A 15,248-nucleotide genomic window follows, 5' to 3' on the forward strand; every position below is an offset into this window, starting at 1 on the left:
GAACATGGCGCCACCGCGCCGGACAATCTAACAAGTCTGGTGACGACATTTGCAGCCGTCCCGGTCACTCCCTGACCGCTTTCGATCCCCGGGGGATCGTGATGACTTCGGCGATAACAGAACTTTAGTAAGGGGAAAATGGGTGGCTAAGCTATTGAAACGATTGAAATCATTTCAATCGTTTGAAAATTCAAAGATTTTTAAATCCATTTCAAACGGCACGATTTTTGCCGTGCCGACATCGCCTGATCGAGCATGTTTCATTCGCCAGGAGAACCCGCCTGAGGTCTCGGAGTTCCTTTTGGCCGTGATGATAGCATCGAAGGCAATACGGCCCAATGACATCCGACACGAAAAAACCGCGTGCCCTGGGACACGCGGTTCGATGTCGTTTGCGTCGATGACTGACCGGGATCAGCCCTTGGTGAGGACTGCGACGCCCGGCAGTTCCTTGCCTTCCATCCATTCGAGGAAGGCGCCGCCCGCCGTCGAGACATAGGAGAAGTCGTCGGCAACGCCGGCATGGTTGAGTGCAGAGACCGTGTCGCCGCCGCCGGCGACGGAGACGAGCTTGCCGGCCTTGGTCTGTTCGGCTGCATGGAGAGCGGCTGAGACGGTCGCCTTGTCGAAGGGGGCGATTTCGAAGGCGCCGAGCGGACCGTTCCAGACGAGGGTCGCGGCCTTCTCGATCCAGCCATTGATCAGTTCGCCCGACTTCGGGCCGACGTCAAGCATCATGGCATCGGCGGGGATGGCCTTGATATCGACCGTCTCGTTGGCGGCATTGGCCTTGAACTCGCGGGCAACGACGCCGTCGATCGGAAGCACGATCGAGCAGCCGGCGGTCTTCGCCGTTTCCATGATCGAGCGGGCGGTGTCGGCAAGGTCATGCTCGCAGAGCGACTTGCCGACATCGATGCCCTGGGCGGCGATGAAGGTATTGGCCATGCCGCCGCCAATGACCAGCGCGTCGACCTTGGTCACGAGGTTGGAGAGGAGGTCGATCTTGGTCGAGACCTTGGCGCCGCCGACGATGGCGACGACCGGACGGGTCGGCTGGCCCAGACCCTTTTCCAGCGCTTCAAGCTCGGCCTGCATGGTGCGACCGGCATAGGCGGGCAGGTGATGAGCAAGGCCTTCCGTCGAGGCATGGGCGCGGTGCGCGGCCGAGAAAGCGTCGTTGACGTAGATGTCGCCGTTCTTCGCCAGTTCGGCGGTGAACTCGGGCGTGTTCTTCTCTTCGCCCTTGTGGAAGCGGGTGTTTTCGAGAAGCAGGATGTCGCCGTTCTCCATCTTGGCGATGGCGTCAGCGGCGGGTGCGCCGATGCAGTCGGAGGCGAAGGCAACGCGCTGGTCCAGCACTTCCTCGACGGCAGGCGCGATCAGCGACAGCGACTGGTCGGCGACCGGCTCACCCTTCGGGCGGCCGAAATGGGCAAGCAGGATGACCTTGGCGCCCTTCTGCGACAGTTCGAGGATCGTCGGCGCCACGCGCTCAATGCGCGTCGTGTCGGAAACCTTGCCGTCGGTGACGGGAACGTTGAGGTCGACGCGGACAAGCACGCGCTTGCCTGCGATGTCGGTGAGATCGTCGAGTGTCTTGAAAGCCGGCATGGAATTACCCGTCTTGAATGCTGTTGAACTGGGCTGACGGGCCGGACCTTACACCGCTTGTGTGACGGCGCAAGGCAAGCGCCGTCATTTTTCGACCGGTGTCTTGCCGGAGGCTCCTGCCCGCTTGCGACGGAGGTAATCGCGCGCCTCAAGAGCAAGTTCGCGGATGTTGAGGAAGATCGGCCAGGTGGTGGCGGGCTCCACAGGTTCCATCGAAACGCCAACAGAGGCGATATGGCCGTGTTCATCGATGTCGCGGACGATCAGCACGATGGTGCCCAGACGAACCCGGTCTGCATAGTCGGCGCGGCCGCCAACGCGCTGGGTGATCATCTCGGCGACCGTCTTGCCGCGCTCACTGTCGGTGATCGAGAGCGGCCCATAGGCTTCGTCGAGATCGCGGACATGGGTGGCGGGCGAGATGGCGAAGGTGCCGAAGAACTCGCCATCGTCCTCCTCGACCGGCGCCTCGGTCGCAAACAGCCGGTCGAGCAGCTTCGAGTAGCTCGGCGCGATGAACAGATAGACCTGGTCATTCTCGCGCAGGCGCCCGGCATACTGATAGCGCATCGACTTGCCATCACGGATGACGAGAGAGGGCATGGCCCAGCGCGGGATGCGTTCGCCGCGCAGAACCGGGCTGCCGGCCACCACGCGGTAGGCGAGCAGTTCATGATTGGCAGATCCCGGAAGGTCGAGCTCGACCTTGTCGATCGCCCCGATGCGTGGCGGGATGATCAGGCCAAGGCGCTTGGCGAGCGGTTTGATGGTCCAGCCCTGCAGGACGAGCGAGATCATCACCACGATGAAGGCGGTGTTGAAGAAGACCTCGCCGTTTTCCATGTTGCCGACGACCGGGACGATGCCGAGAAGAATGGAGACGGCGCCGCGTAGACCGACCCATGCAATGAAGCCTGTCTCGCGCTGGGTGAAGTCGAAGGGCAGGAGACACAGCCAGACAGCGATCGGGCGCGCGATGAAGACCAGGAAGAGCGCCAGCAGAATTGCCGGCAGCAGGATTTCCGGGAACTGCGACGGGGTCGCCAGCAGGCCCAGCACCAGGAACATGATGATCTGAGCCAGCCAGGTCATGCCGTCCTGGAAGCGCTTGATGGCGACCGTTGCCGGGAGTTTGCGGGAGCCCGCATAGATGCCGGCGACATAAACCGCGAGAAAGCCACTGCCGCCGATCATGCCGGTGAAGGCGAAGATCATCAGGGCCAGCGCCAGCATGAAGATCGGCGCAAGGCCCTGTTCTATGTGTAGTCGGCGAAGAATGAAGACGATGGAGAGACCGCCGAGCAGGCCCAGGATCAGGCCGATGCCCATCTGCTCGATGAACAGCCTGAGCAATTCAAGCGACAGACCTCCGGATCCGCTGCCGTTGGCAATCAATTCGACCAGCGCAATCGTGAGGAAGATCGCCATCGGGTCGTTGGTGCCGGATTCGACTTCCAGAGACGACCGCACTCTATCACGGATGTTGATGCCGCCGATGCGCAGAAGGAAGAAGACGGCTGCGGCATCGGTTGACCCGAGGATCGCTCCGAGCAGCATACCCTCGAGATAGCTGAGGCCGAACAGAAAATGCGCGGCGACACCAACAAGCAGGGTCGTCAGCAGTACGCCCAAAGTTGCAAGGGTCAAAGCCGGGGCGGCAGAGAGGCGAAAGGACTGCAGCGAAGTGCCGAAACCGGAATCGAAGAGCACGACGGCCAGGGCAAGCGAGCCGACCACGTAGGCGAGGGGGAAGTTCGAGAAATCGATCCCCAGACCATCGACGCCGGCCCCGAGACCGATCGTCAGGAAGAGCAGGAGGAGGGGCGCGCCGAAGCGGAAAGCAATCAGGCTCGAAAAAGCGGCCAGGAAGACCAGGGCTGTCGCCACCAGCGTGACGGCATAAAACTCACTCAATCCTCTTCCCCCTTTCCCGATCCCTGCAGCACAGCCACCTCAACCACCACTGTCCGTTGCCGCCTATCGGCTGTCAAACCGAAAGGTGGTCCTCTCCTCGCAGAAGAAAGGTATTTCTATGAGACCGGAAATCGGATGTGTGCCGAATGGCATGGAGAAGATGGAGCGAGATCGTGATGATTATAGGGCGGATTTAAAGATTTTAATCCGCCCTACAATATTTTTATCTCGGTTCGGACAGCAATCCGCGGATCAAGGCATAGCTTGCTCCGAGAAGCACGATCGCAAAGGGCAAGCCGGTTGAAACCGCCATGGCCTGAAGCGCGACGAGACCACCACCGAGCAGCAGGGCCACGGCCACCAGACCTTCGAAACTGGCCCAGAAGACGCGCTGCGGGACCGGCGCGTTGACCTTGCCGCCTGCCGAGATCGTGTCGATGACCAGCGAACCGGAGTCAGATGAGGTGACGAAGAAAACCACCACGAGAACGATGCCGATGAAGGAGCTGACTGCCGTGATCGGCAGATGCGCCAGCATCTCGAAAAGCTGGAGTTCAAGAGCTGCATCCTGAACGCTCGTCAGGCCGTCATTGACGAACTGGCTGATCGCCGTTCCGCCCAGCGCCGTCATCCAAAGAACTGAGACGAGCGATGGAATGAGCAACACGGCTGTCAGCAGTTCGCGCACGCTGCGGCCACGGCTGACGCGGGCGATGAACATGCCGACGAAGGGCGACCAGCTGATCCACCAGGCCCAGTAGAAGGCTGTCCAGCCCTGGGCGAAGTTGCTGTCATCACGGCCGAAAGGGTTTGCCAGCGCCGGCAGATAAGTCGCGTAGGCAGATAGGTTCAGGAAGAAGCCCTGGATGATCTGCATGGTTGGGCCTACGGCGATGACGAAGACGAGCAGCAGCGCCGCAAGGCCGAGATTAACCTCCGACAGAAGCTTGACTCCCTTGTCCATGCCGGCCACCACCGACGCGATGGCGATGCCCGTGATGGCAAGCACCAGCAGGATCATGGTGGTTTCCGTTGCGGGGATGCCGAAAAGGAACTCAAGGCCGGCGCTCGCCTGCTGGGCTCCGATGCCGAGCGAAGTGGAAAGGCCGAAGATGGTGGCGAAGACCGCGAGTATGTCGATGACATGGCCCGGCCAGCCCCAGACACGCTCGCCGAAGATCGGGTAGAAGATCGAGCGCAGGGTCAGCGGCAGCCCCTTGTTGAAGGAGAACAGGGCAAGCGAGAGCGCGACGACGGCATAGATCGCCCAGGGATGCAGGCCCCAGTGGAAGATCGTGGCCGCCATGGCGAGGCGACGCGCAGCCTCCGGATCGCCGGCAGCGCCATTGAGCGGTGCCCAGTCCGTGCGAACGCCGTCTTCGAAGACGGGGCCGCCGAGTGCGGCCGTGAAATGTCCCATGGGCTCGGAAACCCCGTAGAACATCAGGCCAATGCCCATGCCTGCGGCAAACAGCATCGAGAACCAGGCAAGATTGCCGTAGTCCGGGCGTGCCTCAGGTCCGCCCAGCCGGATGCGCCCGAGCGGAGACAGGATAAGGCCAATGCAGACGAGCACGAAGACATTGCCGGTCAGCAGGAAGAACCAGTCGAGATTGCCGGTGAGGAAGTCGCGCAAGCCGGTAAAGGCCGGCTCGAGCGTGGTCTGGAAGGCCAGCGTCAGGAAGGTGAAGAGTACGATTGACAGGGCCGAGACGCTGAAGACGACATTGTGGATGTCGAGTTCGAAGACGAAGCGGCGGCGGAAGCTTATATTGTCCTGACCGATCTCATAGGACGTGTCGATGATCTCCGTCCGCCCCTCGGGCGCCGGGATCGCTTCTTCGGCGACGGCTGCATAAGAATCAGTCGTGGTGAGAGCCAATGGTCCGGTATCCTTTCTATGTAAGCGGGGCATGTCGCACCCGGAACAGGGCGCGGTTCGCGCCCGAAAGTGGCATGGCCTCCGAAGAGGAAGCCGCATTTGCGCCACAATTCGAAAGGGGCAACTGCCCAGTCGGCGGATTGTTCCCCTTGGGAACCATTTTGTGCCTTCCGCAGCCTCCGGGCTCCAGAACGGAAAAAGGCGGACCATTGCTGGCCCGCCTTTGTCTGAGATGATATCTGATAGATCAGATGAGCTTGGCCATGGCCACTGCGGTGTCCGACATGCGGTTGGAGAAGCCCCACTCGTTGTCGTACCAGGTCAGGATGCGCACGAGCGTGCCGTCCATGACCTTGGTCTGGGCAGCTGCGAAGCTCGAGGAATGGCTGTCATGGTTGAAGTCGACCGAGACGAGGGCGTCTTCGGTGTAGGCGAGGATGCCCTTCAGTTCGCCTTCAGCGGCTGCCTTGATGGCGGCATTGACTTCTTCCGCCGTGACGGCGCGCTTGGCGATGAACTTCAGGTCGACGACCGAGACGTTCGGGGTCGGAACGCGGATCGCGGAGCCGTCGAGCTTGCCCTTCAGTTCCGGCAGCACGAGGCCGACGGCCTTGGCTGCACCGGTCGAGGTCGGGATCATCGAGAGAGCGGCTGCACGGGCGCGGTAGAGATCCTTGTGCATGGTGTCCAGCGTCGGCTGGTCGCCAGTGTAGGAGTGGATCGTCGTCATGTAGCCCTTCTCGATGCCGAACTCGCGGTTCAGGACATAGGCGACCGGTGCCAGGCAGTTGGTCGTGCAGGAGGCGTTGGAGACGACGATGTCATCCTTGGTCAGCGCATTGTGGTTGACGCCGAAGACGATGGTCTTGTCGGCGCCGTCAGCCGGGGCCGAGACGAGAACGCGCTTGGAGCCGTTGGCGAGGTGCAGCGAGGCCTTTTCCTTCGAGGTGAAGATGCCGGTGCATTCCATGGCGATGTCGACGTTCGACCAGGGCAGCTCCTTCGGGTCCTTGATCGCGGTCACCTTGATCGGCTTGCCGCCGCCGACGATGATCGAGTCGCCGGACACTTCGACCGAAGCCGGGAACTTGCCGTGTACGCTGTCGTAACGCAGCAGATGCGCGTTGGTCTCGACCGGGCCGAGGTCGTTGATCGCTACGACTTCGATGTCGGTGCGGCCGGATTCGACGATGGCGCGGAGAACGTTACGTCCGATACGGCCAAAGCCGTTGATGGCAACTTTCACAGTCATTGGTGCACTCCCGATTGGATATTGAGCTCTTGGGCAATGTCAGGGCGTGTGGAGCACGCCCTGGCGGGATGGTGTCAGGCAAGCTTGGCTTCGGCGGCGGCGACGACGGCGTCCGCCGTGATGCCGAAGTGCTTGTAGAGTTCCTTGGCAGGCCCGGAGGCGCCGAAGGACGTCATGCCGATGAAGGTGCCGGTGGAACCGATGATCGCGTCCCAGCCCTGGCGGATGCCGGCTTCGACGGCGATCTTGACCGGCGCATCGCCGATGATCGCTTCCTGGTAGTCGGCGTCCTGTTCGAAGAAGAGTTCGAAGCAGGGAACGGAGACGACGCGGGCCGGAATGCCCTTGGCTTCCAGCTGCTGCTGGGCCTTGATCGCGATTTCGACTTCCGAACCGGAGGCGAAGATCGAGACCTTGGCGTCGCTGGCCGAGATCAGCTCGTAAGCACCCTGGGCGCAGAGGTTGCGCTCTTCATATTCGGTACGGGCTGGGATCAGGTTCTGGCGGGTCAGCGCCAGGCCAGACGGACGTTCCTTGTTCTCCAGCGCCACCTGCCAGCATTCGACGGTTTCCGTGGCGTCTGCCGGGCGGAACATCAGCAGGTTCGGGATGGCACGCAGCGCTGCCATGTGCTCGACCGGCTGATGGGTCGGGCCGTCTTCGCCAAGACCGATGGAATCATGGGTCAGGACGTGAATGACGCGGATGCCCATGAGGGCGGCCAGACGGATCGACGGACGGCAGTAGTCCGAGAAGATCAGGAAGCCGCCGGAATAGGGGATCAGGCCGCCATGCAGCGCAATCCCGTTCATGGCAGCGGCCATGCCGTGCTCGCGGATGCCGTAGTGGATGTAACGGCCGGAGAAGTCGGTCGGGGTGATCGACTTGGTCTGGCTGGTCTTGGTGTTGTTCGAACCGGTCAGGTCGGCCGAGCCACCCAGCGTTTCGGTGACGACGCCGTTGATGACTTCAAGCGCATCTTCCGACGCCTTGCGGGTTGCAACCGTCGGCTTGGTTTCAGCGAGCTTCTTCTTGTAGGCGTCGACGGCGCCGGCAAGCGTGCCGGGCAGGTCGCCAGCGAAGCGGCGGTTGAATTCGGCGCGCTTCTCGGCGTCGGCAGCTGCCAGGCGGGCTTCCCAGTCCTTGCGGGTCTTGGTCGAGCGCAGGCCGGCGAGACGCCAGGCGTCGAGCACGTCGGCCGGGATCGAGAAGGCTTCCTCGTTCCAGCCAAGCGCCTTGCGGGTGGCGGCGATTTCGTCGGCGCCGAGCGGCGAGCCATGAACCTTGTGGGTGCCGGCCTTGTTCGGGGCGCCGAAGCCGATGACGGTCTTGGCGGCAATCATGGTCGGCTTGTCGGACTTCTTGGCAGTCTCGATGGCCGCTGCGATCGCTTCCGGGTCGTGACCGTCGATGGCAAGCGTGTTCCAGCCAGCGGAGCGGAAGCGGGCATGCTGGTCGGTCGAGTCGGCCAGCGAGATCGCGCCGTCGATCGAGATGCCGTTGTCGTCCCAGAAGACGATCAGCTTGTTGAGCTTCAGGTGGCCGGCGAGCGTGATCGCTTCCTGGCTGATGCCTTCCATGAGGCAGCCGTCACCGGCAAGCACATAGGTATAGTGGTTCTGCAGGTCCGAACCGAACTCGTCTGCCAGCTTCTTTTCGGCGAGTGCCATGCCGACGGCGGTGGCGATGCCCTGGCCGAGCGGACCGGTGGTCGTCTCGATGCCCGAGGCGTGGCCGTATTCCGGGTGGCCGGCAGTCTTGGCGCCAAGCTGACGGAAGGACTTGATGTCCTCGATGGTCATGTCCTCATAGCCGGTCAAATACAGCAGCGAGTAGATCAGCATCGAGCCATGGCCGGCCGACAGCACGAAGCGGTCGCGGTCAGGCCAGAGCGGGTTCTTCGGGTCGAAGCTCAGATAGCGGGTGAAAAGAACGGTCGCGACATCGGCGCAGCCCATCGGCATGCCGGGATGGCCGGAATTGGCCTTTTCCACTGCATCCATGGCGAGGAAACGGATCGCATTCGCCATCCGCTGATGTTTTTCGGGAGAAATCATGGCTTTTCCGCTTGTTCCGGGGCTTCGAGACACGGCCCGAAGGGACGGGCCGCCTGAACGGGGGTGATCCTTAGCAGGTGCATCACGCAAGTCAACAAAATGGCCGGGTTTGGTGCTTTCCCGGACCAATAAAACATCTCTCTGCCTCTTTCCTGTGCGAAGCGGCGCTATGACTTTGGGATTGGCAAAAATGGAACAATCGTCCACAGAATTGGCTCGTTTCGATAGCTTGCGGTTTATTGACGCGCGCTAAGCGCGAGGCTTACTGTCGCCCGTCAAATCGTTGGGGCGGCCACGACGATTCGTGTAGCAAACAGAGTTCACTGAGGCAGGGGCAAGACGATGCCGGCGGATAATTCGGTGGATGCCGCGCTCGCGGCGTTGCGGCAGGCTGTCGCCGGGCTCGAGAATGCCGTCGATATGCGCTTCGAGGCAGAGCGTGAGAGCACGGAGATCGACGGCGAGGTGCGGCGCGTCCATGCTGATCGCGCCCGTCTTGCCCAGGAATTGGATCAGTCCGAGTTTCGAGCCAACCGGCTTGAAGAGGTCAATCGCGAGGTCTCGCGACGGCTGGTGACCGCGATGGAAACGATCCGGGCGGTGCTCGATCGCTAAGGTTTCGGCGCGCAGGCGCCGCGCGTAGGAAAGAGTTGGAAGGCCGATGGCGCAAGTCACAGTCACGATCGACGGAAAAGCCTATCGCATGGCTTGCGAGGAGGGGCAGGAAGCCCATCTGACCGAACTGGCCGGCCAGTTCGACCGTTATGTCGGTCATCTCAAGGGACAGTTCGGAGAGATCGGCGATCTCAGGATCACCGTGATGGCCGGAATCATGGTCATGGACGAAATGGCTGACCTCAATCGGCGGCTTGCGGCAGCCGAGGCAGAACTGGCCGGGTTCCGTGCAGGGCGCGACACCGTGTTGACGAGCGCAACGCAACGGGAGGAGGCCGTCGCGCATGCGATTGCGGATCTCGCTGAGCGATTGAACGGCATCACGCGCAAGCTGACGCAGCGTCCTGCGCCTCAGACGCAAACACGCCCTGTTTCTTGAAAACGGCCACTGGCGCAGACGTCGTAAAGCGCCTATATCTCTTTTGCGGTCTGCGCCTCACGACAGGAACCACAATCCCTGGGGCCATACTCGATCCTTAGGGAGCTGTCCCTGGCCAGGCCCGTGGGCTTGGACATATGGCGCCCACCTACTTTGTAGGCACCCAGGATCGTAAACTCTCCATCGGTTGCCGTGGATCGCACTTCTCTCTTTGCAGCAAGATCCTATGAAAAAGCCGCCGCGATGTCTCGCGACGGCTTTGTTGCGTTCTGTCTTGATTCGTCGCTGGGATCAGAATTCTTCCCAGTTGTCCTTGGAGGCTGCTGTCGCTGTGTTTCCGCCACCGAAGGCCTTTGCGAGGTTGCCAACCATCTTGCGGGCTGGCGATGCCACGGGGCGGGTGCCCGTCGCGGCCGGAGCCGGGCGCGATACCGGTGCTGCTGGGGCATGACCTGATGGTGCAGCCCGCGTCGCATGGCTGGCTGCGCCTGCGATGTGGAACTGCGACACGAGGCCTGCGAGATTGCGGGCGCTGTCGGCCAGACGATGGGTGACGGCGGTTGCCTCTTCCACCATGGCGGCGTTCTTCTGGGTGAACTGGTCCATATGATTGACGGAGCCATTAATCTCGTTCAGCCCGGTGGACTGCTCGCGGGCTGCAGAGGCGATCGCCGAGATGTGGTCGTTGATCACGGCCACCTGGCTGGAGATTTCGCTGAGCGCGCTGCCCGTCTGCTGGACGAGCGAAACGCCGCCAGCGACGGCTTCGCCCGACTTGTTGATGAGCGCCTTGATGTCCTTGGCGGCATTGGCCGAACGCTGGGCGAGTTCCCGGACCTCCTGGGCGACGACCGCGAAGCCCTTGCCGGCCTCACCGGCGCGGGCTGCCTCGACGCCGGCGTTCAGTGCAAGCAGGTTCGTCTGGAAAGCGATCTCATCGATGACGTTGATGATCTTGGAGATTTCGCTCGATGCCTGCTCAATGCGGCTCATGGCCTCGATCGCGTCAGACACGACCTTGCTGGAGTTCTCCGTGCTCTGACGGGCCTTGGTCGCCATGTCTGCTGCCTGATCTGCCTTCGCCGAAGAACCGCGGACGGTCGAGGTGATTTCTTCGAGCGCAGCAGAGGTTTCCTCCAGCGAAGCGGCTTGCTGTTCTGTGCGCTTGGACAGGTCGTCGGTGGCCGAGCGCATCTCGGCGGAGCTTGCTTCGATGCCGGATGTCTCGTTGCGGATTTCTGTCAAAGTGCTGCTGAGCTTTTCGACGGAGGCGTTGAAATCAATGCGCAGACGGTCGAGGTCTCCCGAGAAGGGGCGCTCGATGCGCACCGTGAGGTCGCCATCGCTGAGACGGTTCAGCGAGTTGGCGAGAATATCGACGGCTTCCTGCACAATGCGGGAGTCTTCCGCCTTGGCACGTTCACGTTCGGCGCGTTCTTCTTCACCCAGGGCTGCGGCATCTGCCGCGCGGCGCTCGATCTCAATCTTCTGGATGGCGCTTTCACGGAAGACGTTGATCGAACGGGCCAAAGCCCCGACCTCATTCTTGAGGTGCTGGTCCGGAACCTCGGTATCCAACTGCCCCGATGCAAGACGATCAGCGACCGCGGTCAGGCGGGGAAGGGAGCCGACAATGCGGCGGACCAAGAGGGCGATCAGGGTTGCAGCGAAAATCAGCACGATCAATGCCGTGGTTCCGATCGCATAGTTCATTTCCGTGGCGATGCTGCTGATTTCCTGCTTGCTCACGCCAGCATAGAGAATACCAATCACGTCTCCACTTGGAGAGAAGATCGGCTGATAGATGGCGTAGAAGGGCTTTTCGAGAATGGTCACTTCGCCGCGATACATTTGGCCCTTGGTGGCGAAGGGGTAGACGGCACCGTTCTGACCGAGCGCCGTACCGACCGCGCGGTTGCCGTCCGGCTTGATGATGTTGGTGGTGCGGCGCCAGAAATCCTTGCTTTCGGCATCCCAGGCGAAGATGGTCGCGGTCTGGCCGGTCATGCGGCCGATCGTGTCGATCATCGTGTGCTCGGTGAATTCCGCCGGGATTGCCTCCGTCACGATCCGCTCGACGTTGCCATTCGACGCCCAGGTGACCTTGGTGCCCGGCAGATCCCGTTCGATGATGGTGGCAGCTGTCCGAAGGCTTGCATCCTGGCTGGCGATCGCCTGTTCCTTGATGCGGGTCTGGATGTTGCCCGAAATGACCCATGCGACAGCTCCGAGAGCCGCAATCAGGATCAACACCGTCGTGGCGGTGATTGTTTTCGTGATGCCGAAGCGCGAGAAGATCTGCATTATGAAATGCCCTTTGGTGATTGGCTTGGACCTTAGTCTAGGCTTCGCAAGTTAATCCTTGGTTTTTTAGGGGTATTTGAAACGCTTTTGATGGACGTCAAAATCGCGTTTTTCTGGTAAATGCCTCCCCCAATTCTGGCGGGTTTGTCGATGAAAGGCGCGGTTATGATCGAAAAGCGAGATCTGAAGGCTCAAATCCGCAAGGAGAGGCTTGCGGCTCGTGACGCATTGCCGGCCGATTTGCGGCTGGAGCATAGTCTCGTGATGGCCGACTGCGCGGGCGACGTCCTGCCGATCGAGTCCGGCATCGTCGTTTCCGGTTTCTTCCCGATCCGGTCCGAGGCCGATGTGCGTCCATTGATGGCACGTCTCAAGGCGCGGGGTGCGCGGCTTTGCCTGCCCATCGTTCAAGACAAGGAAACGATCCTGTTTCGCGAATTGCTGCCGGGCGCGGAATTGATCGATACCGGCTTTGGCACCCGGGGCCCTGGCCCGGATGCTGCTGTGGTTGATCCCGATCTTCTGCTCGTGCCGCTGTCTGCTTTCGATGCACATGGCAATCGGATCGGCTACGGTGCGGGCCATTATGACCGGGCGATTGCGCGGTTGAGGGAAAAAGGCCGGCATCCGCGCCTGATCGGCATTGCTTTCGACTGTCAGGAGGTGGCAGAAGTGCCCTATGAGGCCCATGACGTCCGGCTGGAAGCTGTGCTGACCGAGAGCGGGCTTAGAACATTCACGGAGTGATTGGACGAATATGCGACTTCTGTTCCTCGGAGACATGGTGGGCAAGACCGGACGTACGGCTGTGTGGGAGCTGTTGCCGGGCCTCATCTCCGACCTGAAGCTCGATTTCGTCATCGTCAACGGCGAGAACGCCGCCGGTGGTTTCGGCATCACAGAAGAGATCTATCTCGAGACCATCAATGCCGGTGCCGATGTCGTGACGACCGGCAACCATGTCTGGGATCAGAAGGAGGCGGTCACCTTCTGCACGCGGCACGACCAGTTTCTGCGTCCGGCCAATTATCCGGCCGGCACGCCGGGCAAGGGCTCGGGCCTCTATTATGCCCGCAACGGCGCCCGCGTGCTTGTGGCCAACATCATGGGCCGCGTCTTCATGCATCCGGAACTCGACGATCCCTTCAAGTCGGCCGAGACCATCCTTGCGGCCTGCCCGCTGAAGGAGCAGGCGGACGTGATCGTCTTCGATTTTCATGCGGAGGCGACCAGCGAAAAGCAGTGCTTCGGCCATTTCGTCGATGGCCGCGCAAGCTTCGTCGTCGGCACGCACACGCATGTGCCGACGGCCGATCATCAGATCCTCAATGGCGGAACGGCCTATATGTCGGATGCCGGCATGTGCGGCGACTACGATTCCTCGCTCGGCATGGAAAAGGAAGAGCCGCTCAACCGTTTCATTTCGAAGATGCCGAAGGGGCGTTTCGAGGCGGCCAGCGGCCCGGCGACCATCTGCGGGGTCGGCGTGGAGATATCCGATGCGACGGGGCTTGCTGAAAAGATCGCGCCGCTTCGCCTCGGTCCGCGTCTGGCCGAGACGATCCCGCCCTTCTGGGCCTGAGTGCGGGATCCATTGTCACGAACACAATTGCGCGCTCACTTATGGGAGGTCTTGCGCTCCAGCCGTCCCAGCTTTTGCAAGACCTCGCTTGAGGCGACCTCGACACATTGCAGTTGCTTGAGTGCAGAGCCGATGTCGCCTGAATTGTAGCAACGCACAGCTTCCAATCCGTGCTCGTGCACCCGGCAATGCGGTTCGTCGAGTGCAAGGAAGTCGCTATCCTGACCCATCGGCGTGCTGCGTTCGCTCAGGTACCATTTGCCAAGGCGACAATTCCGGTGGTCAGCGAGTTCCCGAGGATCGAGCCGGTCGCGGCCCACCATCATGTTGGCAAGGCGTCGCTTCCAAATGACGTGATCGGATTGCGCCAGCATGACGACCTTGCCAGGGATATCCTCCTCGGCCAAAACCTTGAGCCTCCGATCGAGGCCGGTTTGCGCGTTTGCGACCGCATCCATGACCCGCCCAAGCTGGCGGGTCGCGTCCCCGGCATTCGTTGCGATATGGGTGATGCCGTTGGCAACGCTTGAGGATGCAGCCTTCTGCTCCACCAGGCCGCTTGCGATCTGGGCAGCGCTGTCGGCGCTTTCATTGACCTGGCGCAGGGCATCGCTCAGCCTCATCGAGAGTGTATCGAGGGCTGCCGTGCCGGCGTTCGCCGAACTGCGGCTGACGGACATGGCCTCATTCATCGAGGTTAATCCCTGCTCGAGATCCATCACGATCTTCGAAATCTCTGTCGTTGCATTGGCGGTGCGGTCCGAAAGCGCCTTTACTTCGGAAGCGACGACTGCAAATCCGCGCCCTGCCTCGCCTGCACGTGCCGCTTCGACGGCAGCATTGATCGCGAGCATGTTTGTCTGAGAAGCAATCTTCTTGATGTTGGCCGCGATTTCGGAAATGCGCGAGCCCAAGGTGTGGATCGATGCAATCCGGTCGGACGCGTCTCCGAGCGCACGGTTGATGCCCTCCATGGTCGTCCGTGTTTCCAAGGCTGACTGTCGAGCTTCGTCACAGGCAGCTCCCGCGCGTCGCGTGCCGCCGGAAATCTCTTCGCCGTGACGGGCAATCTCATCCACGGTCGCTGCCATCTCTTCGGCGGCCGCGGCAATGTCATGCGTCCTGTGATCGACCTGTTTCAGGTCGTAGAGAAGGTTGGCTGACATAGTGGCCGTCTCGTTCACATTGACCGAGATCTCGACAACATCTTTCAATTGAGCTGCCGACCGTTCTTGGGTGCGCGCGATGAGGCGTGCCACTGCGCGATCCAGTGGATCGGAGCCCGAAGGCAGTTTGCTGAAGTCGTCGTTGAGGGCTGCTTCGATACATTCCAGGAGGGCATAGCCGGTGGTCTGGGTGTCGTGGTCAAAGAGGGCTTGCGCCGCCGGCATGGTATGTCCTTCCAGGTGTTCAAAACGGTGTGCGGTAGCTGGTGGTGCGAAGATTGACCAGGAGCGATTAAGGACTGATTAAGGGTGATGAAGCCGGGAGACGTATTTGCCCCGCTGCGATAACGGCAATTTGACAAAGGTCATGCCGCCAGCAGTCTTTACCGCAGGGATGAGCTGCCGCATGCTCCCATCATGGAT

General features: G+C 61.3%; 11 protein-coding genes and 1 other RNA gene. 5 read left to right on the top strand and 7 right to left on the bottom strand.

The window, feature by feature from the left end; genetic code table 11:
- Nucleotides 1-414: 414 nt before the first annotated feature.
- From AC1PUL_RS02565 to tkt, 5 genes are all read right to left on the bottom strand, one after another.
- Complete coding sequence (locus AC1PUL_RS02565; protein ID WP_480466480.1) at nucleotides 415-1,614, bottom strand: phosphoglycerate kinase; 1,200 nt, start codon at nucleotides 1,612-1,614, stop codon at nucleotides 415-417.
- A gap of 84 nt (nucleotides 1,615-1,698) precedes the next feature.
- Nucleotides 1,699-3,528, bottom strand: coding sequence for a potassium/proton antiporter (locus tag AC1PUL_RS02570; protein WP_480466481.1), 1,830 nt, complete (start codon nucleotides 3,526-3,528; stop codon nucleotides 1,699-1,701).
- 223 nt (nucleotides 3,529-3,751) lie between these two features.
- Nucleotides 3,752-5,410, bottom strand: coding sequence for a BCCT family transporter (locus AC1PUL_RS02575; RefSeq protein ID WP_480466482.1), 1,659 nt, complete (start codon nucleotides 5,408-5,410; stop codon nucleotides 3,752-3,754).
- A 247-nt stretch (nucleotides 5,411-5,657) separates the two neighbouring features.
- Nucleotides 5,658-6,662 (bottom strand): type I glyceraldehyde-3-phosphate dehydrogenase, encoded by a 1,005-nt coding sequence (gap, locus tag AC1PUL_RS02580; protein WP_298467390.1) that lies wholly within the window; start codon nucleotides 6,660-6,662, stop codon nucleotides 5,658-5,660.
- A 74-nt stretch (nucleotides 6,663-6,736) separates the two neighbouring features.
- Entirely contained in the window at nucleotides 6,737-8,719 is a 1,983-nt protein-coding gene (gene tkt, locus AC1PUL_RS02585) for a transketolase (RefSeq protein ID WP_480466483.1), read from the bottom strand.
- A 342-nt stretch (nucleotides 8,720-9,061) separates the two neighbouring features.
- Between tkt and AC1PUL_RS02590 the strand changes: the two genes are divergently transcribed.
- From AC1PUL_RS02590 to ssrS, 3 genes are all read left to right on the top strand, one after another.
- Nucleotides 9,062-9,334 (top strand): DUF4164 domain-containing protein, encoded by a 273-nt coding sequence (locus AC1PUL_RS02590; RefSeq protein WP_480466484.1) that lies wholly within the window; start codon nucleotides 9,062-9,064, stop codon nucleotides 9,332-9,334.
- Nucleotides 9,335-9,380: 46 nt separating this feature from the next.
- Nucleotides 9,381-9,773: a cell division protein ZapA gene (locus AC1PUL_RS02595; RefSeq protein ID WP_480466485.1), complete on the top strand. Its 393-nt coding sequence runs from the start codon at nucleotides 9,381-9,383 to the stop codon at nucleotides 9,771-9,773.
- A 44-nt stretch (nucleotides 9,774-9,817) separates the two neighbouring features.
- A non-coding RNA gene (gene ssrS / locus AC1PUL_RS02600) (6S RNA) lies at nucleotides 9,818-9,976 on the top strand.
- A gap of 88 nt (nucleotides 9,977-10,064) precedes the next feature.
- On the opposite strand, the gene AC1PUL_RS02605 is transcribed toward ssrS, so the two are convergent.
- Complete coding sequence (locus AC1PUL_RS02605) at nucleotides 10,065-12,077, bottom strand: methyl-accepting chemotaxis protein (RefSeq protein WP_480466486.1); 2,013 nt, start codon at nucleotides 12,075-12,077, stop codon at nucleotides 10,065-10,067.
- 168 nt (nucleotides 12,078-12,245) lie between these two features.
- Here AC1PUL_RS02605 and AC1PUL_RS02610 point away from each other — a divergent pair, with 168 nt between their 5' ends.
- Entirely contained in the window at nucleotides 12,246-12,824 is a 579-nt protein-coding gene (locus AC1PUL_RS02610; RefSeq protein ID WP_480468466.1) for a 5-formyltetrahydrofolate cyclo-ligase, read from the top strand.
- 10 nt (nucleotides 12,825-12,834) lie between these two features.
- Nucleotides 12,835-13,659, top strand: coding sequence for a TIGR00282 family metallophosphoesterase (locus AC1PUL_RS02615; RefSeq protein WP_480466487.1), 825 nt, complete (start codon nucleotides 12,835-12,837; stop codon nucleotides 13,657-13,659).
- A gap of 35 nt (nucleotides 13,660-13,694) precedes the next feature.
- On the opposite strand, the gene AC1PUL_RS02620 is transcribed toward AC1PUL_RS02615, so the two are convergent.
- Nucleotides 13,695-15,050, bottom strand: a complete 1,356-nt coding sequence (locus tag AC1PUL_RS02620) for a methyl-accepting chemotaxis protein (protein WP_480466488.1) — start codon at nucleotides 15,048-15,050, stop codon at nucleotides 13,695-13,697.
- Nucleotides 15,051-15,248: the final 198 nt, after the last annotated feature.

It is taken from the genome of Rhizobium sp. P43, from assembly GCF_056730705.1.

Excerpts from the sequence above, each read along its gene's own strand:
- AC1PUL_RS02590 (WP_480466484.1), top strand. The coding sequence starts at position 9,062 with ATGCCGGCGGATAATTCGGTGGATGCCGCGCTCGCGGCGTTGCGGCAG.
- tkt (WP_480466483.1), bottom strand. The coding sequence starts at position 8,719 with ATGATTTCTCCCGAAAAACATCAGCGGATGGCGAATGCGATCCGTTTC.
- AC1PUL_RS02565 (WP_480466480.1), bottom strand. The coding sequence starts at position 1,614 with ATGCCGGCTTTCAAGACACTCGACGATCTCACCGACATCGCAGGCAAG.
- AC1PUL_RS02605 (WP_480466486.1), bottom strand. The coding sequence starts at position 12,077 with ATGCAGATCTTCTCGCGCTTCGGCATCACGAAAACAATCACCGCCACG.
- AC1PUL_RS02620 (WP_480466488.1), bottom strand. The coding sequence starts at position 15,050 with ATGCCGGCGGCGCAAGCCCTCTTTGACCACGACACCCAGACCACCGGC.
- gap (WP_298467390.1), bottom strand. The coding sequence starts at position 6,662 with ATGACTGTGAAAGTTGCCATCAACGGCTTTGGCCGTATCGGACGTAAC.
- AC1PUL_RS02595 (WP_480466485.1), top strand. The coding sequence starts at position 9,381 with ATGGCGCAAGTCACAGTCACGATCGACGGAAAAGCCTATCGCATGGCT.
- AC1PUL_RS02615 (WP_480466487.1), top strand. The coding sequence starts at position 12,835 with ATGCGACTTCTGTTCCTCGGAGACATGGTGGGCAAGACCGGACGTACG.